The following is a 20,718-nucleotide window of genomic DNA, read 5'->3' as shown; positions in this document are numbered from 1 at the left end:
CGGACGTGGCGGAGGACCTGAAGATCAGGATCGGTGCCGGGCTGGGGACAGCGACGGCGCCAGGGGAGTTCGGTGCCGCGGTCGATCTGCTGGAGCGGGCGGGCGTCGATTCGCTCTGGCTGCCCGAGGCGGTGTACTCGCCGAGGATCGATCCGGTCGTCGGGCTGACGCACGCGCTCGCCCGCACCACGAAACTGAAGGTCGGCACCGGGGTGATGGTGCTGCCCGGCCGTGACCCGGTCCTGGTCGCCAAACAACTCGCCTCCCTCGCCGCACTCGCGCCGAAGCGGGTCTTGCCGGTCTTCGGGCTGAAGCCCGCGCGCGACGCGGAACTGCCGTTGTTCCCGGTGCCGCCGGGCCGCCGCGCCGCGGTGTTCGACGAGTCGTTGCGGCTGATCAGGGCCTTGCTGGAACAGGAGGAGGTCACCTTCGATGGCGAGTTCTTCCGCGTCGAGGGCGCGGGGCTCGGCATGCGGCCGGTCAAGCGGCTCGACCTCTGGCTCGGCGGGAAGGCACCGGGCGCGCTGCGGCGGGTCGGCAGGCTCGCGGACGGCTGGCTGGCCAGTTTCCTCACGCCGGAGGAAGCGCGTGCCGGCCGCGAGGCGATCCAGGAGGCCGCGGCCGAGGCGGGCAGGGAAATCGAGGCCGACCATTTCGGCATCAGCCTCATCGTCGCCGAGGACGGGATCCCGCACGCGCTCGCGGCTTCGATCGCGGCCCGGTCCGACGCGGACCCGTCCCGGCTGATCGCGGGCGGCTGGCGTGCCGCCCGCGATCTGGTCGCCGAGTACGTCGACGCCGGGCTGAGCAAGTTCGTGCTGTACCCGGCCGGGCCGGAGCCGATCCAGCGGTTCGTCGAGAACTTCGTCGAACACGCCGTCCCGCTGCAGAACTAAGTGGGTCACCGTGGTCGTGAGTGGCCTGCTAGTCGAACTTCAGCTCTTCGGTCCGCCGCGGCATCAGCAGCAGCGCGCCGACGCTGAGCACGGCGACCACCAGCATCGCCAGGAAGACGTGGTGCGTGGCGTCCGCCAGTGCGCCGCGCACGAACGTCGTCGTCGGGGTGTCCGGGCCGTGGCCCTCCAGGACGACACTGGTCGCGTCGACCCCGGATGGCAGGCCGGTGACCCCCGCGGGCGGGCCGGCGAAGCGGCTCGCCAGCGTGGCGTTCGCGATCGCGCCGAAGATCGCCACGCCCACGGCGCTGCCCAGCGAGCGGCTGAACATGTTGGTCGCGGTGACGACGCCGCGGCGTTCCCACCCGATCGTGGACTGCACGGCGATCAGCGTCGGGCTCGACGCCAGGCCCAGCCCCAGCCCGAGGACGAACGCGGCCGCGGCCGCCAGCCAGATCGACGACCCCGCCGTCAGGAATACCGTGAGCGCCGCGCCCGCGATGACGATCCCGCTGCCGATCAGCGCGGTGTCCCGGAACCCGATCCGCATGTAGACCCGGCCCGCCAGCGACGCCGAGATCGGCCAGCCGACGGTCAGCGCCGCCAGCGCGAATCCGGCGACGAGCGCGCCGGTGCCGAGCACGCCTTGGGAGAAGGTCGGCAAATACGAGGTGAGGCCCATCAGCAGCATGCCGACGACGACGGCGACCAGGTTCCCGCCGATCAGGGTCCGTTTGGTGAAGATCCACAGCGGCAGCACCGGCTCGTCGGCCTTGCGTTCCACGAACACGAACGCCGCCAGCAGCACCACCGCGCCGCCGAAGATCGCCAGGCTCGGCGCGGACGCCCAGCCCCAGGCGACCCCGCCCTCCAGCAGGCCGAGGATCAGCAGCGAGCAGCCGAGGGTGAGCAGCGTGGCGCCGAGGTAGTCGATGCGGTGCGAGCGGCGTTCGACGCGTTCGCGGAAGTTGCGGAACAGCATCCACGCCGCCAGCGCGCCGAGCGGCAGGTTGATGAAGAAGATCCAGCGCCAGTCGAGGTACTCGGCGAACACGCCGCCCAGCGTCGGCCCGACCACCGACGAGATGGCCCACACGCTGGCGAGATAGCCCTGCACCCTGGCGCGTTCCTCGACGGTGTACATGTCGCCGACCATGGTCAGCGCGATCGGCTGGATGGCGCCCGCGCCGATGCCCTGCACCGCGCGGGCCGCGATCAGCACCGGCATGCTCCAGGCCGCGCCGCACAGCACCGAGCCCACCAGGAACGCCGCGATCCCGAAGAACATCACCGGCCGCCTCCCGAGGACGTCGGCGAACTTGCCGTACAGCGGAACGGTGACCGCCTGGGTCAGCAGGTAGATCGAGAACAGCCACGGGAACTGCGAGAACCCGCCCAGATCGGCGACCACCGAGGGCACCGCCGTGGCGATGATGGTCGAGTCCAGCGCGATCAGGCCGGAACACAGCATCACGGCGATCAGGACGGGGCCGCGTTCGGACCGGAAACCGACCCCTTCCTTCGCGGTGACCGGGGCCGGGGTCGTCATCTGTGGCGGTCTCCTCAGGCTCATGAACGGCGTCAACTACTTCGTATGGGTAAGCATTCCACGGAGACACCCGGTCATGGGACCGATTTTTTCCGTGAGCTATCCCGCAGAATGGATCGGATGAGCACCTGGATCCGGCCGATCGGCCGCGGCTGGGCCGTCCGCGACTGCGTCCCGGGGCCCGACGTCGACGAGTTCGCCGACCCGGACCGGGTGGAGGCCGCGCTCGCCGGGGCGCACGGCGACAGCCTGCTGGCGGTCCAGCATCCGGCGAGGACCCCGGCCGCGCTGGCGGGCGGCCTCTCGATCGAGGCGGCCTTGCCGCAGGCCAGAGCGACGTTCGAGCGGATCCGGGAGCGGCACTATCGCCCGGTCGCCGACGTCGTCGCGCCGTATCGCATCGACGGACCGGACGGGGTCGCGCTGGGCGTGCTGTGCCTGGTCGATCCGGCCGCGGTCCGGGACGACGGGGTCACCCGGGTGCGGCATACCGAGGACGTCTATCCGGACGTCGTCGCGGAGCGGGCGGCGATGCTGGCCGCGCTCGGTGTCGCGACGAGTGCCGCGATGCTGGTCCCCGCGACCGGTGGCCGGGAGCTGACCGCGCTGATCGAGCGGCTCTGCCGGGGACAGGTGCCGAGCCTGTCCACAGTGGACGGCCCGGGTCGCAAGCACGAACTGTGGCTCGCCGGTCCCGGCCCGGCCCAGGACGAGCTGCTGGCGGCACTGGACGAGCTGGATCTCCTGGTCGCGGACGGCAACCACCGGGTCGCGGCCGCCGCGGCTTCGGGGCGCGGCGCGTTGCTCGCGCTGGTCACCGGCGGGCCGGGGCTGCGGATCGGGCCCATCCACCGGGTGCTCGCCGGCACCGGCCTCGACCCGGCCACCCTTCTCCGGCGATGGACGGAGGCGGGGTTCGACGTCCATCCCGGCCCGCCGGGGCCGCCCGCCGAGCCGGGCGAGGTGACCGTGCTGGCCGGAGAGTCGGCGCTCCGGGTGACGCTCGGCAAGGCGGGCGGCGACCACGCGATGGTCGAGCAGGAGCTGCTTCGCGGGGCGCTCGGCGTCGATCCGGAAGGGCCGAACGTGCGTCCGTTGCTGCCGGGCGCGCCGGTGCCCGAAGACGCGGACGCGGTAGTGCTGCTGGCCCCGGTCCCGTACGCGGAGGTGCTCGCCGTGCACGCGGCCGGATCGCGGATGCCGAGGAAGGCCACCTACTTCACGCCGAAACCGCGGAGCGGGCTCCTCCTGGCCGAGCTCTGATGCCGCGCTTCTGTCGGTGGCGCGGCCTAGGATCGGCCTCGTGGAACTGCCCGTGATGCCACCCGTCAAGCCGATGCTGGCCAAGGCCGTGCACGAACTGCCTCGTACGCCGGGGCTGCTGTACGAGCCGAAGTGGGACGGCTTCCGGTGCGTGGTCTTCCGCGACGGCGACGAGGTCGTGCTGGGCTCGCGCAACGACAGGCCGCTGACGCGGTACTTCCCCGAGCTGGTCGGGCTGCTCAAGGACGCGCTGCCCGAGCGTTGTGTCGTCGACGGCGAGATCGTGCTGGTCACCGAGGGCGGGCTCGACTTCGAGACGCTCCAGCTGCGCCTGCACCCGGCGGCGTCCCGGGTGAACAAACTGGCCGAGGAGACGCCCGCCAGTTTCGTGGTGTTCGACCTGCTCGCGCTGGACGACCGGGATCTGACGCCCGAACCGTTCGGGGAACGGCGGAAGCTGCTCGAGGGCGTCGTCGACACGAAGTTCGCCCGGGTCCACCTCACCCCGCTGTCCGACGATCCCGACGTCGCCCAGGACTGGTTCACCCGGTTCGAGGGCGCGGGTTTCGACGGCGTGATGGCCAAACCCGCCGACGCGCCGTACGAACAGGACAAGCGGGTGATGTGGAAGGTCAAGCACCAGCGGACGGCGGACTGCGTCGTCGCCGGGTTCCGGTGGCACAAGGACGGCGTCGGCGTCGGGTCGCTGCTGCTCGGGCTCTACAACGACGAAGGCGTCTTGCACAGTGTGGGCGTGGCCAGCAGTTTCACCGCCGCGAGGCGTCGTGAGCTGGTGGACGAGCTCGCGCCGCTGCGGGAGAACGCGCTGGAGAACCATCCGTGGCGCGAGTGGGCCGAGACCCACGAGGAGGCGGGCGGCCGCATGCCGGGCGCGGGCAGCCGGTGGGCGCCGCAGAAGGATCTGAGCTGGGAGCCGCTCCGCATCGAATGGGTCGCCGAGGTCCGCTACGAACACGTCGAGGGCACCAGGTTCCGCCACGGCGGGAGGCTCGTGCGCTTCCGCCCCGACCGCGAACCTGCCTCGTGCACGTACGCGCAGCTCGAAGAGGTCCCGCCCGCCGAGCTGGCCACTTTGTTCACCGAACTGGGGGAAAGATGAAGGCAGAGCCGGTCACGCTGGACCTCGACGGCGTCGAGGTCACGGTGTCCAATCCGGGCAAGGTCTACTTCCCGGAGCACGGCGAGACCAAACTGGACCTCGTCGAGTACTACCGCGCGGTCTCGGTTCCGCTTCTGGCGCAACTCGGCGGCAGGCCTCTGCTGTTGGAACGCTATCCCGACGGCGCGGGCGGGAAGTCGTGGTTCCAGAAGCGGGTCCCGAAGAACGCACCCGGCTGGCTGACCACGACGATGGTGTCCACCCCGAACGGGACCACGTCGGACGCGCTCGTGGCGAAGGACCTCGCGCATATCATCTGGGCGGTGAACCAGGGCTGCCTCGGTTTCCATGTCTGGCCGAACCGGGCCGACGCGCTGGACATCAGCGACCAGCTCCGCGTCGATCTCGACCCGTCGCCGGGGATCGGGTTCCCCGAATTGCGGCATGGCGCCGTCCTGGCGAAGGCGCTGCTCGAGGAGCTGGGCATCACCGCGCAGCTGAAGACCTCGGGCTCGCGCGGCCTGCATCTCTATGTGCCGCTGGAACCGAAGTGGGACGGCTACGAGGTCCGGGCGGCCGCCGTCGCGCTCGCCCGCGAACTCGAACGCCGCCACCCGGACGAGATGACGGCGCAGTGGTGGAAGGAAGAACGCGGCTCCCGGGTGTTCGTCGACTTCAACCAGAACGCGCCGCACAAGACGGTGTTCGGCGCGTGGTGTGTGCGGCCGAGGGTCGGCGGGCAGGTGTCGACACCGATCGGCTGGGACGAACTGGAGACCATCGAGCCGGACAAGCTCACCCTGTCCACTGTGCCCGCTCGGCTCGCCGAACGCGGAGACCCTTGGGAGGGAACGAAACCACAGTCGATCGAGCCGCTGCTCGCACTGTCGAGGAAGGACATGGCGAACGGGCTGATGGACGCGCCCTGGCCGCCCGTCTACCCGAAGATGCCGAACGAGCCGCCCCGGGTCGCGCCGAGCAGGGCCAAGAAAGACAGCGTTTAGTCCTCTGAATGCGGTAGTTGCACGCGCAATAATCGCATTCAGAGGACTAAACGCGGGGGAGTCAGAGCGGCAGGTCGAAAGCGAGTTGCGTGTTCGCGGCGGGTTCGGCCTTGCGGGTGGACCGGTGGCCGGGGAGGGTCGCGGCGCAGCGGGGGCACGGGGCGACGTCGGTGGTGGTGAGATCCACCGGTGTCCACAGCCGGGATTCCTTGTCCCCGCAGGCGGAACGCCGATAGCGGAGGTCTTCGGAGCGGGTCATCAGATGCGCGGCGGGGGAGTCCTCCGGCAGCGCGCCGACCAGGTACCAGCGTCCGGCGGTGTTCGTCATGGAACTGTCCTCCCGATACAGGTGGTCCAGCTCGAGATTCCTTCCGCAGGCCAGTGTCGACGAGACGCGCCGCGATTCCCGGTATTTCGGCCTTTCGGCGTGTCAAAGTACGTCCGGTCCTGACTCACTCGGCAGGCCGGGGAATCGCGATCCCTGTGTCCAGGCGAAGGACACGCGTGCCTGGGAGCGGAACTCGCGTGCTTGGAGGCGGGATTCACCACCGGAACGAGAGCCGCCCCCGATCACGGGAGATCCGGCCCTGGACACGCGAGGCAGCGATGCGGGTAAAGCGGCCTTTCGGCGTGTCAGTCCTGAATGAACCGCAGCACGCGCAGCATGCCCCGATCGTCGACGGCCTCGGGATCGTCCGCGACGCAGGCATCGAGGCGCGCGGTGACGGCTTCGGTGTCGATCCCCGAGCCGATCAGCACCAGTTCGCTCCGGCGCGGCCGGCCGGCGGGCCAAGCCGACCGGTCCAGCTGGATGAAGGAGCCGACGGTGTGCAGGCCGAACCGGGACCGCGGGTCGTTCGGGCCGAAGTCGAGGAAACCCTTGATCCGGTAGAGCCCGCCGGGGCGCTGTTCGAGGAAATCCATCAGCCGTCGCGGGTCCAGCGGCCGTTCGGTGGTGAAGGCGACGCTGTCGTACGCGGTGTGGAAGTGGTGCTCGTGGTCGTGCTCCTCCTCGCGGAGGTCGTCGAACGACAGCTGGCCCGCCCGTTCGCGCGGCCGGGCGTCGAAGAACAGGGTGGGGTCGATCCGGCCGTGGGAGGTCGCGATCACCGGCGTGCCGGGCGCGATCTCGTCGATCGTGCCGCGCAGTTTGGCCAAGGTGTCCTCGTCGGCCCGGTCGGTCTTGTTGAGCACGACCAGGTCGGCGAACCCGAGGTGCTCGTCCAGCTCCGGGTGCCGCTTCCTGGTCGACTCGAACTCGGCGGCGTCGACGAGCTCGACCAGGCCACCGTAGGCGATGACGGGGTTCTCGCTGGCGATCATCAGGCGGATGAGGTCACGCGGTTCGGCGAGTCCGCTGGCTTCGATCACGATGACGTCGATCCCGGCCTCGGCCTCGGAGAGCTTCGCGAGCATGGCGTCGAGCCCGCTGGCGTCGACGGCGCAGCACAGGCAGCCGTTGCCGAAGGACATCATGGTGTCGACCTGGCCGGAGACGGCCATCGCGTCGACCGCGATACTGCCGAAGTCGTTGACCACGACCCCGATCCGCGCGCCCTGCCGGTTGGCCAGCAGGTGGTTGAGCAGGGTGGTCTTGCCGGAGCCGAGGAAGCCCGCGACCAGGATGACCGGAATCCGCCTGTCGACCACGATTTTCCTTTCCGTCGGAGCTCCCCGCACTCTAGCGACGGTGGGAGCGGGCCAATACACCGGCACGGGGAAAGTGCAGAAGAGTCCGCTGTCGAATACGCTCGAAAGAGTGATTAGCGACGATCGTAAGTGATCTTGGCCGGAGGTGATCGTTTCACGCGGTGCAATTCGGTGAATATCCAGCGAAGTCGTACGCAATTCCAAATATTGTCGTCCGCAAGCTTTCCACCTGCTGAAATATCCTCGCGGGCGAAGCTTCTGCCATTTGGAGGATCGTGGTCGTCTTTCCGTGGGGTATCGTCTTTCGTCTGGTCCGGACCTGGCCATCTTGCCGATCAGGCATGATCCCTCCGGGCATTTCCGAGTGCAGGAGGAATGGTGATCGTTCCCGCCGCCGGTGCCGGCGTCGAATTCGGAGAGCGGGAAGCGGAGGTGGCGACGGCCTCGATGCGGGTGACGGATATCCCTCGCTTGCCTCCGGAGGCGGCGCCGCGGGAACGGAGCGTGGACGTGGCCGAGGCGGAGGACTTCCTCCAGCTCTTCCACGCCGAAACGGACGGCGGGCCCACGCGGCTCCGCGAGCGGCTCGACCGGGTCCGCGCCGAGATCGCCGCGACCGGCACGTACCGCCACACGACGGCCGAGGTCGAGTTCGGCGCGCGGGTGGCCTGGCGGAATTCCGCCCGGTGCATCGGCAGGCTGTACTGGCAGGGGCTGAGGGTGCGGGATCGGCGCGACGTCGTCGGAGCCGCCGCAGTCGCCGAGGAATGCGTCACCCATTTGCGGGAGGCGACCCGGGGCGGCCGGATCCGCCCGACCATCACCGTGTTCGCGCCGGACGGTCCCGAGGGGCCCGGTCCGAAGATCCACAACGACCAGCTCGTCCGGTACGCCGGCTACCGGCTGAGCGACGGCTCGGTGCTGGGCGATCCGCGCTACGCCGGCTTCACCGAGACCGTCCGGGAGCACGGCTGGTGCCCGCCCGAGCGCAAGGGGTCGTTCGACGTCCTTCCGCTGCTCATCGAGTCCGTGCCGGGGGAGCGGCGGCTGTTCCGGCTGCCGCAGGACGCCGTGCTGGAGGTCCCGCTGTCGCATCCCGACCACCGCTGGTTCGCCGGGCTCGGGCTGCGCTGGCACGCGGTACCGGCGATCAGCGACATGCGGCTGGTCATCGGCGGGATCACCTACCCGGCGGCACCGTTCAACGGCTGGTATCTCGCCACCGAGATCGGAGCGCGTAACCTGGCCGACACCGACCGCTACGACCTGCTGCCGGTGATCGCGGACCTGATGGGCCTGTCGACGAAGTCGGAACGCACCCTGTGGCGCGACCGCGCGCTCGTCGAGCTGACGCTGGCCGTCCAGCACTCCTTCGACGCGGCGGGCGTGACCGTCGCCGACCATCACACCGAATCGCGGCGGTTCCTCACGCATATCGCCAAGGAGGAGCGCGCGGGACGCCGTTGCCAGGCCGAGTGGAGCTGGATAGTCCCGCCACTGTCCGGCGGGCAGACCGCCGTGTTCCATCGCTACTACGACGAACCCGATCCGGCGGCGAGACCGGCGTTCCTGCCTCCCGGGTAGCGCTCCGACGGGTGAAGAGGTGAGCCGAATGCGGCGTGTCGATGGGCTGGACGGTGGCACGGCAGGCGGCCGCGCGGACAATGGCGGCATGACCGCAGTGCTCGTCGCCCACGCCGGCAAGTCCGGCGGGACAAGGGAGATCGCCGAGGTGATCGCCGCCGAACTGCGCGAAAGCGGTCTGACGGCCGAGCTGCTGAACGCGGCCGAAGTCAAGGACGTCGAGCCGTACGGCGCGGTGATCGTCGGGAGCGCGCTGTACCACCGGCGCTGGCGCCCGGAGGCGGTGCGCCTGCTCACCGAGCACGAAGAGGCGCTCCGGAACCGGCCGGTCTGGCTGTTCCACAGCGGGCCGTGCGGGCCGCGCGCCGCGGGCAAACGGGTGAGCCTGCCGGCGGGGGTCGCCGTGCTGGCCGCGAGGATCGACGCCGAGCGGACGGCCACCTTCGGCGGCAGGCTCACCCCGGCCACCGCGAGCGGCCTGTTCTGGAAGATCATGGCCGCGGGCCCGTGGGCGGGCGACTTCCGGGACTGGCCGTCGATCCGGGCGTGGGCCCGTGACGTCGGCCGCCGGGTGCGCATCCGTGTCGCACTGTGAAAGACCGTTTCGTCGGTGCCCTGCCGTATGGTGCCCCCATGGACAAACGGTTCACCGCGACGCTGGTCAAGAGCCCGGAGAAGGGCGGCTGGACGTACGTGGTCATGCCCGGCTCCGCCGAGTTCTTCGGCACCAAGGGGCTGGTGAAGGTCCGCGGCACCATCGACGGGCATCCGTTCCGGAGCTCGTTCATGGCGCTGGGCGACGGCACCCACAAGCTCCCGGTGAAGGCCGATGTGCGCAAGGCGATCGGCAAGGAGGAGGGTGACACGGTGGAGGTCGTCCTGCTCGAACGGCTGGAGGGCTGAGTGGCCGCGGACTGGAAGCCGTCCCCGGTCATCAAGATCTACGAGGCACTCGGCGCGGTCGCCGACGGGCGGGTCGAGATCGACGGCGACACCGCGCGGGTCGCGTCGTCGGACAAGGCGAAGACGTACGACGTCCGCCATGATCCGGCGGCGGGGTCGATCACGGCCAACGACAACGGGTCCTACTGGCAGGGCTATCTCGGGTACCCGGGCATCGCGTACCTGATGGAGCGCGGCGTGCTCGCCTACGACAGCGGCCTCACCGCCGGGCTGGCCGGTGTGCCGTGGAAGGAACTCGCCACCGAGTACCGCAACGACTGGGCGAAGGTCGAGAAGCACGTTCGCGAGGAGCTGGCCGCCAAGGGCGTGGACCTGGACCGGTTCGACGCCGGCATCGCGGAGATCTCGAGCCGGCTGGAGAAGTTGGCGCTCACCAAGCTCTCCCCTCGGCAGCGTCCGCCGAAGTGATCGAAGCGTTCTTCGCTTGACCTTGAGTTAAGTCGAGGTCTTAGCGTGGGCCAGGTCAAGATCCCTGGGGCACGTGAGGAGAACACTCCGATGGCTGTTTCGCTGGAACGGCGGGCGAAAGCGGTTCCGCCGCCGGACAAGGTTCCGGCCGAGGCCTGGCGGATGGCCTGGGTGATCGTGCTCGGCGCGTTCATGACCATGCTGGACACCACGGTCCTCGCGGTGGGGGCAGAGACACTCACCCGTGAACTCGGCGCCGGAATCGCCTCCGTGCAATGGGTTTTCACCGCGTACCTGGTCGCGCTGGCGGTCGCGCTGCCGTTGTGCGGCTGGCTCAGCCGCCGCTTCGGCGCGGGCAGGGTCTGGCTGGCTTCGCTGGCGGCGTTCACCGTCGCTTCGGTGCTGTGCGCGCTTGCCGGGAACATCGGCTGGCTGATCGGGCTGCGGGTGCTGCAGGGCCTCGCCGCCGGACTGCTCCTGCCCGCCGGGCAAACGGTGCTCGGCCAAGCGGTCGGGCCCGCCCGGCTCGGCCGTGTCATGGGGACGCTGGGCATCGTGATGAGCGTCGGCCCGACGTTCGGTCCGGTCCTCGGCGGTGTCCTGCTGCGCGGTCTCTCGTGGGAGTGGCTGTTCCTGATCAACATCCCGGTCGGTGTGATCGCGTTGACGCTCGGGCTGAAGCTGGTGCCTCGCGGCGAGAAGGGCGCGGCGACCCGGCCCGACTGGCTCGGCTTCGTCCTGGTGAGCGCGGGAATCCCGGCACTGCTGTACGGCCTCACCACCTGGGGCGAAGGCGGCGAAGAATTCGGCGCCGGAGTGCTGCTGCCGCTCGTGGCGGGGTTCGTGCTGCTGGCGCTGTTCGTCCGGCGTTCGTGGGGCCGGGCGAACCCGGTACTGGACCTGACGTTGTTCCGGAGCCGCGTCTACACCGCGGCGGTCGCTCTGTCCTTCTTCGCCGCACCGGCGTTGTTCGGCGCGCTTTTCCTGCTGCCGCTGTACTTCCAGGTGCTGGGCGGGAGCGGGGTCGTCGAGACGGGGCTGCTGCTGATGGGGCTCGGGGTCGGCTCGGCGATCGCGCTGCCGATCTCCGGTGCGCTCACCGACCGCTACGGCGCGGGCCTGGTCGCCGCCTGGGGAAGTGTCGCGACGCTCGCCACCACCGTCCCCTTCGCCATCGGCGGTTTCCCGCCGGACGGCCTTGTCGTGCAGATCCTGTTGCTGGCCAGGGGAATCGCCGTCGCGTTCCTGCTGATGCCCGCGACGACGGCCGGATATGCGGCCGTCACCAAGGATCAGTTGCCCGACGCGGCCGCGCAGATCAACATCGTCAGCCGGGTCGGGGGAGCCGCCGGGACGGCCCTGTTCGCCGTCGTCCTGGCCAACCTGCTGCCCGCGGGCGCGGACGCGGCGTTCCGGGCGACGTTCTGGTGGCTCACCGCCGCGGCCGCGGTCGCGGCGGTGCTGGGAGCGCGGCTCTGGTGGGTGACACGCCGCAGGTGACCTCGTGAGTGGTAAGGACGGTCAGAACCGTCCTTACCACTCATGAGACCCAGGGGTCAGCCGCAGTGTTCCGACGGGCTGTTGTACGACGTCCCGCCCGCGGAACCGCCCCACTTCACGCATTTGCCCGCGGCGGCCGCCCGCACCGGACCGGCGAACCACGAGAACGACCCGGAGTCGGTGATCCGGGACGCCCCCGCCACCTCGAGGTAGGCCGACGTCGCGGTCGCGGTGCCCGCGGACTCGCTCTTCATCGTGCTGACACAGTTCTGCCCGTTGGAAGCGTTGTAGGACAGGTAAACCGTTCCTGCCGTCCCCAGCGGCGCCGAGTCGATCACGCCGTATCCGCCGCCGCACACCGGGGCGCCGAGGGTCGTCTCGGTGACGGTCGAGAAGCGGATGGTCTCGTTGGCGTTCCCCGCCGGGCCCGCCTCGTACAGCACGCCGACCGAACCCGAGGACAGCTGCACCATGTCGGAATACGCGGCGTCACCGCTCCACACCAGCGTTCCGGCGGAGTTGCCCTGCCAGTTCGCGCCCTCGTCGAACGACGACCGCACGACGAGTTCCTTGCGGCGGTCGCAGACCGACGGCGCGGCGAACAGGATCCGGTTGTACTTGCCCGCCTTGTCGGTGGCGGTCATCCGCGCGGTCGAGGCCTGCACCACCGGGGTGATCAGGTCCTCTTCGAAGGTGAACTTGGTCGAGAAGCTCGCCCCGCCGTCGGAGCTGATGGCGTAGGCGCGGTTCTTGGCGCCACCGCTGAGGCACTTGTTGTCGTTGTTGGCCTGGTTGCGCGCCGCGGCGTAGACCCGGCCGTCGAGCAGCTCGGTGACGCTGATCTCCTGCGGGTTCAGCCCGGCCGTCGACGCCGGGGTGTCGGTGGCGCCGCGCTTCCAGGTGACGCCCTGGTCGTCGCTGTAGATGAGCGCGCCGCTGTTCTTGCCGTCGAAGGTGTAACTCATTCCGGCGACGATCCGGCCGGCGTGCGCGCCGCGGGTCAGTACGATGCCATGCGACGGCCCGGTCGCGAGCCAGCCGGGCGCGGTGCTGAACCCGAGCTGCGTGGTGAGCACCTTGGGCGCGGTCCACGTCTTGCCGTGGTCGTCGCTGATCGAGACGCGCGGAATCCGGTTGCAGTCGGGGTTCTTGACGCATTCCATCACCGAGAGCAGCACGATCCGCCCGGTGGACGGGATCACGATCGGTGTCGGGTTTCCTTTGGTGTCACCGAAACCTTCGATGACGATTTTCGGGGCGCTCCAGGTCCTGCCGTTGTCGGTGGAGCGTTTCACGACGAGATCGATGTCGCCGCTGTCGTTGCAGAAGCTGGCTCCGCCGTTGCGGCCTTCGGCGAACGCGAGCAGTTCGCCGTTGTTCGCCTTGACGATAGCGGGGATTCTGAAGCAGTCGTAACCTTCTGTTTTCTGTTTGTACACCAACGTGTTCCCGACCGCGGCGGTCGAGAACTGGTCGCCGGTGGCCGGCGCGGCGAGAGAGGTGGCCGGGGTTGCGCCGACCGCCGCGGTGGCGACGAGGGCCGCGAACAGGCCCTGTGCGACGCGGGAGATCTTCACGGGAGTGACTCCGTCCTGGATGCGGTTCAGGTGACGGGGCATCAGAGTCCTTCCGGCTCGTACAAGACGCGTACAACCCGGTTTCGCGCTTTGTGTCAGGTGACGCAGAACGACGGGACGATGACTGCCAAGCTCGTTCCCGTCGGACACGGCGTGAGATCGGAAGGGAGGGCCGATGACGGTGATCGATCCGGAGAGGGTGAGGGGCGGTCGATCACCGGTTCGCGTCGTGGCGCCGGTGGGTCCGGCCGTTGGCGGGACCCACCGGCGGTTGCCGGCCCGGGGGAACGGCATCGGCGGCTGTTTCGTCGGAGAGCTGCACACCGATGAGGGGGAACGCGATGCGAGTGACCGATGCCGAAGGCGGGGAATGGCTGATCGTGCGCCGGTTCGCGCCCTGGCTGCGCCGGATCCGCCCGCTCGCGATCGTCACCGAAAGCGAGCGCTACCGGGAAGTGTCGTTCACCCGGCACCGCGGCAGGTCCGCGGAGGAAGAACGCCTGGGCTTCGAGGACTGGTTGATGCTGGGGATCGCCGTCGGGCAGGCTGCCGGGCTGGCGCTGATCCTGTCGCCGGTCCTCGTGGCGGAACTGGTGGCCTGGGCGGTGGCGGGCGCCGTTCTCCGGCTGCTGAGGCTGACCGGCCTGGCCCGTGCGCGGGTCGACCTCGTCGCGCCGCCCCCGGCCGTGCGGAGCCTCGCGCCGGTGCGGGTGCTGCTCGTGCCGGGGAAGTCCGCGGCCGGGCTCGTCCGCGAACTCGCGACGCTGATCGAGACCACGCCGGACTTCGATCCGGAGGACGAGCCACGCGTGCGGAAACTGTTCCTGGCGACCGGAGCGCGCGTGGAACGGCACTTCGGCCTGCCGTGGCGGCTCAGCGGTCGTCGGGTGCCAGCTGTCTGAGATCGTCCACGCTCCGCACGACCAGCCGCTGACGGCCGGTGCTGAGCAACCCGTCGGCGCGCAGGGTCCGCAGGGTCCGCGCGACGGCTTCCCGCGACGCGGACGCGAGCCCGGCCAGGTCGCGCTGGCTGATCCGCAGGGCGATCAGGGTGCCGTCGGCGACGGGCACGCCGTACCGCTCGGCGAGGTCGACGAGGATCGCGGCGATCCGTTCGGCGGCGGTGCTGTCCCCGAATTCGGTGCGGCGCGAGTTGGCGTAGCGCAGGCGGGAGGTGATGATCCGGAGCAGGACCACCGAGATGCCGGGATGCTCGCGGAGCACGGCGTTGAACGCGCGCGAGGACAGCCACAGGCCGGTCACCGGCTCGACGGCGATCGCCGTGGCCGAGCGCAGGCTGCCGTCCATCGACGCCATCTCGCCGATGATGTCGCCCGGATCGCGGACGGCCAGCACGGCGTCGTAACCGCCGGTGGACACCGAGGTGATCTTGACCCGCCCGGTCATCAGGATCAGCACCCAGTCCGACCGGTCGCCCTCGCGGATGATCACCGTGCCCGCCGGGTACCGGCGCAGTTCGGCCTCGGCACGCAGCGCCTTGCGCTGGCCGTCGTCGAGCAGCTCCCAGAGCCTGCCAGGTGGATCGTGCGCCGCTGCCGACTGTGTCATGCCTTTTCGTCGCCTCCGTGCGCGATCGTACGAGACGTCAGCCGGGGATCTCCTGGTACGCCTGGGAAAGGCGCTGGACGCCGTCCCGCAGCTGCGCGCCGGTCGCGGCGCTGACGTAGCTCAGGCGCAGATAGGGCCCCGGTGCCTCGGCCGCGAAGTACATCCTGCCGGGGGTGACCGCTACTCCGGCGCGGAAAGCGGCGCTGGTCAGCGCTACTTCGTCGACGAAGCCGGGCAGCGGCTGCCACAGGTGATAACCCCCGGTCGGGACCGTGACGGCGGCCCAGGTGGGCAGGAACTCCCGCAGTGCCGAGACGGCGACGTCGCGGCGTTCCCGCAACGAGGCCGCGAGGCTTCGCAGGTGGCGGCCCCAGGCGGGAGAACTCACCAGTTCGAGCGCGGTCTCCTGCAGCGGACGCGGCACGAAGAAGCTTTCGACGGCGTGAAGTCCGCGCAGGCGTTCCAGCGCCGGGCCACGCGCGGCCAGCGCGCTGATCCGCAGGCTCGGTGACGCCGGTTTCGTGAGCGAGCGGATGTGCACCACGACGCCGTCGGGGTCGTCGGCCACGAGCGGCGGCGGGGGAGCCGGGCTGCCGGGATGCGCCATCAGGCGGGCGAAATCGTCCTCGATGACGAAAGCGCCCGCGTCACGGGCGATCCGCAGGACCTCGGCCCGGCGTTCGGCGCACAGCACCGCGCCGGTCGGGTTCTGGAACGCGGGCTGGCAGACGAACAACCGGGCGCCCGTGTCGCGGAAGGCGTCCGCGAGCAGTCCGGGCCGGACGCCGTCGCGGTCGATCGGCACCGGGACCGGCCGCAGCCCCGACGCCCGCGCGATGGCGAGCATCCCCGGGTACGTCGGGGATTCCACCAGTACCGGCGCGCCGGGAGCACCGAGCGCGCGCAACGCCGTGGTCAGCGCGCTCTGCCCGCCCGAGGTGATCAGCACGTTCTCGACGTTCACCGGGCTGCCGATGTCGCGGGCGAACCAGGCCCGCAGTTCGGGCAGGCCGCAGATCGGCGGCCGTGTCCACGCGCCGGGGCGGCGTCCGGCGCGGGCCGACGCCGCCGCGAGTTCGCGTTCCGGCTGGAGGCTGGGATGCGTGTAGCCGCCGTTGAGGTCGATGACGCCCGACGGCGGGTCGCTCAGCGCGGTGAGCACGCCGGTCGCGTCGATCGCGCGGGTGCCGGACTGGGAACTCAGCGCCACCTCCTGCCATGACACGTCACCGGTCACCGCCCGTTCGCGGGGCGGCGGGGCCCGGAAGACGCCGGCGCCGGGTCGGGTGATCACCAGTCCTTCGGCGGCCAGCGCGGCGATGGCCCGCGACACCGTCACCGGGCTCACCTTCAGCTGCCGGACCAGCTCCCGGCTGGACGGGAGCTTTCCATCGACCGGATAGCGCTCCAGGCCGGACCTCAGCTGTGTGACCAGGCTGGTGACGCTGCTACCATCGGACATGAGACTGGATGATAGCGCTATCGCGGATCGGGCAGTAGCGGTCCGCTCCGGGACCGTGCTGGCGGCGCTGGGTGTCCTCGCCTTCTCGTTCACGTTCCCCGCCACCGTATGGGCGCTCAAGGGTTTCGACCCGTGGACCGCCACCGGGCTGCGAAGCGTCCTGGCCGCGCTGGTCGCCGGCACTTGTCTTCGTGTCTTCCGGGTCCCGCTGCCGAGGCGCGACCAGTGGCGGGGCCTGGCCGTGGTCTCCCTCGGTTGTGTCCTCGCGTTCCCGATCCTCACCACGCTCGCGCTGAAGACGTCGTCGACCGCGCATTCCGCGGTGGTGATCGGGCTGCTGCCGCTGGCCACCGCCGTCATCTCCTCGAAGCTGACCGGGAACCGGCCGTCCCGCCGGTTCTGGCTCGCCGCGGCGGTCGGTGCGAGCGCGGTCGTCGTGTTCACCGTCGCGCAGAGCGGCGGCGGACTGTCCACAGCGGACCTGTTCCTGTTCGGCGCGCTCGTGCTGTGCGCGTTCGGGTACGCCGAGGGCGGCAGGCTGGCCAGGGAGATGGCGGGCTGGCACGTGATCGCGTGGGCGCTGGTGATGGCGTTGCCGGTCACCGGCGCGTTCGCCGTCTTCGGACTCGCGACCGAACCGCCGCACGTCACCGGCGAGGGCATCGTCGGCCTGCTGTACATCGCGCTCATTTCGCAGTTCGGCGGGTTTTTCGCCTGGTACCGGGGAATGGCCGAGATCGGTGTCGCGCGGGCGAGCCAGTTGCAGCTCGCCCAGCCGCTGCTGACCCTGGTCTGGGCGGTCCTGCTGCTCGGCGAGCACCTCCCGGCCGCCGCGCCGGTGACCGCGCTGATCGTCGTCGCCTGCATCGTCGTGACCCAGCGGTCGCGGACCTAGATCAACGTCGCGAATCCGCCAGACCGCGGTGCCCGCGTGGTGATGGGCTGAAGCACATGACCGCTTCGACCCTCGACACCTCCGCGCGGACCCCGCTGAAGGGATGGCTCGCCGTCCTCGCGGTGACGCTCGGGATCTTTTCCCTCGTCACCACGGAGATCCTGCCGATCGGCCTCCTGACCCCGATCGGCGAGGACTTCCGGATCACCCCGGGGACGGCGGGCCTGACCATGACCCTGCCCGGTTTCCTCGCCGCGCTCGCGGCCCCGGCCGTCACCGTCGCCGCCGGACGGCTCGACCGCCGGATCCTGCTGTGCGCGCTGATGGTGGTCCTGGCCTTGGCCGACGTCCTCGCGGCGACCGCGCAGGCCTACTGGGCGATGCTGCTGTCGCGAGTCCTGGTCGGGCTGGTGATCGGCGCTTTCTGGGCGATCGGTTCCGGTCTCGCCGCACGGCTCATCGGCCCCGGGCGCGCGGGCAGGGCGACCGCGGTGATCTTCTCCGCCGTCCCGCTCGGCTCGGTTCTCGGCGTTCCGGCGGGAACGTTCCTCGGCGAACTTTTCGGCTGGCGAGCGGCTTTCGCGGTGATGGCGGTCTTCACGATCGGCGTCCTCGCCGCGCTGGCGCTGGCGTTGCCTCCACTGCCGTCGGTGGACGCGACCCGGCTCGGCGTCCTGCGGGGGATGACCCGCGAGCGCGCGACCCGGCTCGGCCTGCTCGTCACGGTGCTGACCGTGCTCGCCCACTTCGGGACCTACACCTACGTCACGCCGCTCCTGCGCCAGGTGACGCACGTGAGCCCGGAGCTGCTCACCGTCTTCCTGTTCGTCTACGGCACCGCCGGGATCGCCGGCAATTTCGTGGCCGGCGCGGCGATCGCCCGCGATCTCCGGCTGACCTTCCTCGCCGCGGCGGTCTCGATAGGCGTCGTGACCTGCGCGTTGCCGTTCATCGGCGACACGAAAGCGGGCGCGCTCGCGCTGCTGGTGCTCTGGGGTTTCGCCTACGGTGCCGTCCCGGTCTGCTCGGGAACGTGGTTCGGGAGGGCGGCACCGCACACGCCCGAAGCGGCGTCGGTGCTGTTCACCTCGTCGTTCCAAGCGACCCTTTCGGCGGGCGCGCTGCTCGGCGGGCTGGTCGTCGACGCGGTCTCCGTCCCGGCCGTGATGGTCACCGGAGGCGTGGTCGCGCTGCTCGCGGCCGCCGTCCTCAGCCGAGCACGGCCAGTGTGACCAGCGCGGTGGTCCCGACCAGCAGGGTCGAGAGCAGGCCGAGCAGCAGGGCTCGGCCCCCGGTGCGGACGAGTTTGCCGATCCGCACCGCGCAGCCCAGCCCGAACAGCGCCCCGGCCAGCAGCAGGGTGCAGGCGACCTTGGCGACGTCGAGCACGACACCCGGCACGATCCCGGTGCTGCGCAGGGCGGCCATGGCCAGGAAGCCGAGAACGAACAGCGGGACCAGCGGCGGCCGCTTGCCGTCGACGGGCCGGTGCCGCTCGTGCACGCCGACCGCGGCGACCATCGGGGCCAGCAGGACCACCCGGCTGAGCTTGATCACGATGGCGACCGCGATGGCGGCGCTCCCGGCGGGGGTGGCCGCGGCGACGACCTGCGCGACTTCGTGCACGCTGAGGCCCGCCCACTCGCCGATCCGGGCCGCGTCGAGCCGCAGCCAGCCACCGATCAGCGGGACCGCGGCGATGGCGAGCCCGCCGTAGAAGGTGACCAGGGCGACCGCGGTCGCGACGTCGGAGTCCTCGCGTTTCACGACGCCTTCCATGGCGGCGATGGCGGACGCGCCGCAGATCGAGAACCCGGTCGCGACCAGGATCCCCAGGCCGCGGGGCACGCCGAGGAGCCTGCCGAGACCGATCGTGCCGAGAAACGTGATCCCGACGGTGAGCACGACGGCGACCAGGGTCCCGGGGCCCAGCGCCAGGACGGCCGGGAGCGAGAGTTGCAGACCGAGCAGCACGACACCGGCGCGGAGCAGCTTCTTGGTGATTCCGGCGATGGCTTTCCGGGTCCCGTCGGACAGCGAAGGCAGCGATCCGGTGACGATGCCGAGCACGACGGCGATGGTGAGCGCGCTGATGACCGGGAAAGCGGTGCCGACCAGGTACGCGGCGGCCACTCCGGCGCCGGTGATCGCGAACGCGGTCAGGTAGGGCTTCGTCGGTCTCGCGTGCGTGGTGCTCATGGTTCGAGCCTCGCCCGGACGGGCCGGCCTCGGTAGCCGGGAATACCAGGGGTAGGTCATACACTTGAGCTATGACCACTCCCGATCTGGACTCCCTGCGCCTGCTGGTGCTCGTGGACGAGCTCGGCAGTATCGGACAGGCCGCGGCCAGCCTCGGGATCGCACAGCCGTCGGCCAGCAAACGACTGTCCACAGTTGAGCGGAGGCTGGGGCTGGTGCTGGTCGACCGCACGCGGCGTGGTTCCGCGCTCACCCCCGACGGCCGGGTGATCGCGGGCTGGGCGCATCGCGTGCTGTCCGAACTCGACGGCCTGCTCGACGGCGCCGAAGCGCTGCGCACCCAGCACGAGGCACATCTGCGGGTCGCCGCGAGCATGACACTGGCCGAGTACCTGGTGCCCGGCTGGATCGGCGAACTCAAACGCGGCGACCCCGGGCTGTATCTCGGGCTGGAGGTCACCAACTCGGACCAGGCCGCCGAAATGGCCAGGGAAGGCAAGGTCGATCTCGGGTTCGTCGAGTCGCCCGGTTCGCTGCCCGGCCTTTCGTCCCGGCGGGTGGCCACCGACCGGCTGGTCCTCGTCGTACCCGCGAGCCATCCGTGGGCGCGCAAACGCCGCCCCCTCACGGCGGCCGAATTGGCGATCACGCCGCTCGTGGTCCGCGAACCGGGGTCCGGGACCAGGGAGACCGTGGACGCGGCATTGCGCAAGGCCGGGGTCGGACCGGCGAAACCGTTGCTGGAACTGGGTTCCGCCTCCGCCGTCCGCAACGCCGTGATCGCGGGCGCCGGACCGGCGGTGATCAGCGAACTCGCCATCACCCGGGACGTCGCCGACCGCAGGCTCGTCCCGGTCGCGGTGGACGGCGTCGACTTCGGCCGGGAACTGCGCGCGGTGTGGCCGGCCGGACGGCGGCTCGCCGGTCCGGCCGCGGAACTGCTGAGCATCGCGGTCCGGAATGCGAATACCCGCTGAGTCCTTTCATGTTTCTTCGTGAACGCGCGTGATACCGAGTCCGTCATCGGCGTGCTACCGACGATAGGGGGAATCACCGTCGATTTCCGGAAATAGGTGCGG

20 protein-coding genes are annotated in these 20,718 nt (G+C 70.5%); 13 read left to right on the top strand and 7 right to left on the bottom strand.

Annotated elements, in window-relative coordinates; all coding sequences use genetic code 11:
- Window positions 1–5 precede the first annotated feature (5 nt).
- A complete protein-coding gene (locus LCL61_RS30550; protein WP_340682967.1) occupies window positions 6–896 on the top strand; it encodes a TIGR03854 family LLM class F420-dependent oxidoreductase in 891 nt (296 codons plus the stop codon).
- A 28-nt stretch (window positions 897–924) separates the two neighbouring features.
- On the opposite strand, the gene LCL61_RS30545 is transcribed toward LCL61_RS30550, so the two are convergent.
- Complete coding sequence (locus LCL61_RS30545; protein WP_340682966.1) at window positions 925–2,445, bottom strand: MDR family MFS transporter; 1,521 nt, start codon at window positions 2,443–2,445, stop codon at window positions 925–927.
- A 111-nt stretch (window positions 2,446–2,556) separates the two neighbouring features.
- Between LCL61_RS30545 and LCL61_RS30540 the strand changes: the two genes are divergently transcribed.
- From LCL61_RS30540 to ligD, 3 genes are read left to right on the top strand one after another with little or no spacing between them, the layout of a single operon-like run.
- Window positions 2,557–3,708 (top strand): DUF1015 family protein, encoded by a 1,152-nt coding sequence (locus LCL61_RS30540; protein ID WP_340682965.1) that lies wholly within the window; start codon window positions 2,557–2,559, stop codon window positions 3,706–3,708.
- A 40-nt stretch (window positions 3,709–3,748) separates the two neighbouring features.
- Window positions 3,749–4,828, top strand: a complete 1,080-nt coding sequence (locus tag LCL61_RS30535; RefSeq protein WP_340682964.1) for an ATP-dependent DNA ligase — start codon at window positions 3,749–3,751, stop codon at window positions 4,826–4,828.
- Window positions 4,825–5,832: a non-homologous end-joining DNA ligase gene (gene ligD / locus LCL61_RS30530; protein ID WP_340682963.1), complete on the top strand. Its 1,008-nt coding sequence runs from the start codon at window positions 4,825–4,827 to the stop codon at window positions 5,830–5,832. The genes LCL61_RS30535 and ligD overlap by 4 nt, the downstream gene beginning before the upstream one ends.
- Window positions 5,833–5,893: 61 nt before the next feature.
- On the opposite strand, the gene LCL61_RS30525 is transcribed toward ligD, so the two are convergent.
- Together LCL61_RS30525 and LCL61_RS30520 are read right to left on the bottom strand one after the other, a co-directional pair.
- Entirely contained in the window at window positions 5,894–6,160 is a 267-nt protein-coding gene (locus tag LCL61_RS30525) for a hypothetical protein (protein WP_340682962.1), read from the bottom strand.
- A 305-nt stretch (window positions 6,161–6,465) separates the two neighbouring features.
- Window positions 6,466–7,482 carry a GTP-binding protein gene (locus tag LCL61_RS30520; RefSeq protein WP_340682961.1) on the bottom strand — a complete coding sequence of 339 codons (1,017 nt, stop codon included), beginning with the start codon at window positions 7,480–7,482 and terminating at the stop codon, window positions 6,466–6,468.
- 375 nt (window positions 7,483–7,857) lie between these two features.
- Between LCL61_RS30520 and LCL61_RS30515 the strand changes: the two genes are divergently transcribed.
- The 5 genes from LCL61_RS30515 to LCL61_RS30495 all read left to right on the top strand — a co-directional run bounded on the left by LCL61_RS30515 (window position 7,858) and on the right by LCL61_RS30495 (window position 11,937).
- A complete protein-coding gene (locus tag LCL61_RS30515) occupies window positions 7,858–9,066 on the top strand; it encodes a nitric oxide synthase oxygenase (RefSeq protein ID WP_340682960.1) in 1,209 nt (402 codons plus the stop codon).
- Window positions 9,067–9,154: 88 nt separating this feature from the next.
- Entirely contained in the window at window positions 9,155–9,661 is a 507-nt protein-coding gene (locus tag LCL61_RS30510; RefSeq protein ID WP_340688715.1) for a flavodoxin domain-containing protein, read from the top strand.
- Window positions 9,662–9,699: 38 nt separating this feature from the next.
- Window positions 9,700–9,969 carry a DUF1905 domain-containing protein gene (locus LCL61_RS30505; protein WP_340682959.1) on the top strand — a complete coding sequence of 90 codons (270 nt, stop codon included), beginning with the start codon at window positions 9,700–9,702 and terminating at the stop codon, window positions 9,967–9,969.
- A complete protein-coding gene (locus tag LCL61_RS30500; RefSeq protein WP_340682958.1) occupies window positions 9,970–10,437 on the top strand; it encodes a hypothetical protein in 468 nt (155 codons plus the stop codon).
- Between the two features lie 90 nt (window positions 10,438–10,527).
- Entirely contained in the window at window positions 10,528–11,937 is a 1,410-nt protein-coding gene (locus LCL61_RS30495; protein ID WP_340682957.1) for a DHA2 family efflux MFS transporter permease subunit, read from the top strand.
- A 56-nt stretch (window positions 11,938–11,993) separates the two neighbouring features.
- On the opposite strand, the gene LCL61_RS30490 is transcribed toward LCL61_RS30495, so the two are convergent.
- A complete protein-coding gene (locus LCL61_RS30490) occupies window positions 11,994–13,514 on the bottom strand; it encodes a sialidase family protein (RefSeq protein ID WP_340688714.1) in 1,521 nt (506 codons plus the stop codon).
- A gap of 341 nt (window positions 13,515–13,855) precedes the next feature.
- Here LCL61_RS30490 and LCL61_RS30485 point away from each other — a divergent pair, with 341 nt between their 5' ends.
- Entirely contained in the window at window positions 13,856–14,416 is a 561-nt protein-coding gene (locus tag LCL61_RS30485) for a hypothetical protein (RefSeq protein WP_340682956.1), read from the top strand.
- On the opposite strand, the gene LCL61_RS30480 is transcribed toward LCL61_RS30485, so the two are convergent.
- Together LCL61_RS30480 and LCL61_RS30475 are read right to left on the bottom strand one after the other, a co-directional pair.
- Window positions 14,388–15,083 carry a Crp/Fnr family transcriptional regulator gene (locus tag LCL61_RS30480; protein ID WP_340682955.1) on the bottom strand — a complete coding sequence of 232 codons (696 nt, stop codon included), beginning with the start codon at window positions 15,081–15,083 and terminating at the stop codon, window positions 14,388–14,390. The two genes, LCL61_RS30485 and LCL61_RS30480, sit on opposite strands and share 29 nt — an antisense overlap.
- Window positions 15,084–15,120: 37 nt before the next feature.
- A complete protein-coding gene (locus tag LCL61_RS30475; RefSeq protein WP_340682954.1) occupies window positions 15,121–16,545 on the bottom strand; it encodes a PLP-dependent aminotransferase family protein in 1,425 nt (474 codons plus the stop codon).
- Between LCL61_RS30475 and LCL61_RS30470 the strand changes: the two genes are divergently transcribed.
- The gene (locus LCL61_RS30470; RefSeq protein WP_340682953.1) at window positions 16,544–17,440 is read left to right on the top strand and encodes a DMT family transporter; all 897 of its coding nucleotides are present in this window, start codon (window positions 16,544–16,546) and stop codon (window positions 17,438–17,440) included. The two genes, LCL61_RS30475 and LCL61_RS30470, sit on opposite strands and share 2 nt — an antisense overlap.
- 56 nt (window positions 17,441–17,496) lie before the next feature.
- Window positions 17,497–18,672 (top strand): MFS transporter, encoded by a 1,176-nt coding sequence (locus LCL61_RS30465; protein WP_340682952.1) that lies wholly within the window; start codon window positions 17,497–17,499, stop codon window positions 18,670–18,672.
- On the opposite strand, the gene LCL61_RS30460 is transcribed toward LCL61_RS30465, so the two are convergent.
- A complete protein-coding gene (locus LCL61_RS30460) occupies window positions 18,650–19,639 on the bottom strand; it encodes a YeiH family protein (protein WP_340682951.1) in 990 nt (329 codons plus the stop codon). The genes LCL61_RS30465 and LCL61_RS30460 overlap by 23 nt on opposite strands.
- Window positions 19,640–19,710: 71 nt before the next feature.
- Here LCL61_RS30460 and LCL61_RS30455 point away from each other — a divergent pair, with 71 nt between their 5' ends.
- Window positions 19,711–20,616 (top strand): LysR family transcriptional regulator, encoded by a 906-nt coding sequence (locus LCL61_RS30455; protein WP_340682950.1) that lies wholly within the window; start codon window positions 19,711–19,713, stop codon window positions 20,614–20,616.
- Window positions 20,617–20,718 lie beyond the last annotated feature (102 nt).

This window comes from Amycolatopsis coloradensis (assembly GCF_037997115.1).
GTDB classification, from domain to species: domain Bacteria; phylum Actinomycetota; class Actinomycetes; order Mycobacteriales; family Pseudonocardiaceae; genus Amycolatopsis; species Amycolatopsis coloradensis_A.
Note: the sequence above shows the minus strand (reverse complement) of the source record. Positions and strands in the feature narration are given on the sequence as shown.

Bases quoted from the DNA above. Each gene is read 5' to 3' on its own strand.
- LCL61_RS30510 (WP_340688715.1), top strand. From the start codon at position 9,155: ATGACCGCAGTGCTCGTCGCCCACGCCGGCAAGTCCGGCGGGACAAGG.
- LCL61_RS30540 (WP_340682965.1), top strand. From the start codon at position 2,557: ATGGATCGGATGAGCACCTGGATCCGGCCGATCGGCCGCGGCTGGGCC.
- LCL61_RS30495 (WP_340682957.1), top strand. From the start codon at position 10,528: ATGGCTGTTTCGCTGGAACGGCGGGCGAAAGCGGTTCCGCCGCCGGAC.
- LCL61_RS30505 (WP_340682959.1), top strand. From the start codon at position 9,700: ATGGACAAACGGTTCACCGCGACGCTGGTCAAGAGCCCGGAGAAGGGC.
- LCL61_RS30515 (WP_340682960.1), top strand. From the start codon at position 7,858: ATGGTGATCGTTCCCGCCGCCGGTGCCGGCGTCGAATTCGGAGAGCGG.
- LCL61_RS30460 (WP_340682951.1), bottom strand. From the start codon at position 19,639: ATGAGCACCACGCACGCGAGACCGACGAAGCCCTACCTGACCGCGTTC.
- LCL61_RS30485 (WP_340682956.1), top strand. From the start codon at position 13,856: ATGCGAGTGACCGATGCCGAAGGCGGGGAATGGCTGATCGTGCGCCGG.
- LCL61_RS30525 (WP_340682962.1), bottom strand. From the start codon at position 6,160: ATGACGAACACCGCCGGACGCTGGTACCTGGTCGGCGCGCTGCCGGAG.
- ligD (WP_340682963.1), top strand. From the start codon at position 4,825: ATGAAGGCAGAGCCGGTCACGCTGGACCTCGACGGCGTCGAGGTCACG.
- LCL61_RS30475 (WP_340682954.1), bottom strand. From the start codon at position 16,545: ATGTCCGATGGTAGCAGCGTCACCAGCCTGGTCACACAGCTGAGGTCC.
- LCL61_RS30470 (WP_340682953.1), top strand. From the start codon at position 16,544: ATGAGACTGGATGATAGCGCTATCGCGGATCGGGCAGTAGCGGTCCGC.
- LCL61_RS30480 (WP_340682955.1), bottom strand. From the start codon at position 15,083: ATGACACAGTCGGCAGCGGCGCACGATCCACCTGGCAGGCTCTGGGAG.
- LCL61_RS30545 (WP_340682966.1), bottom strand. From the start codon at position 2,445: ATGACGACCCCGGCCCCGGTCACCGCGAAGGAAGGGGTCGGTTTCCGG.
- LCL61_RS30455 (WP_340682950.1), top strand. From the start codon at position 19,711: ATGACCACTCCCGATCTGGACTCCCTGCGCCTGCTGGTGCTCGTGGAC.
- LCL61_RS30465 (WP_340682952.1), top strand. From the start codon at position 17,497: ATGACCGCTTCGACCCTCGACACCTCCGCGCGGACCCCGCTGAAGGGA.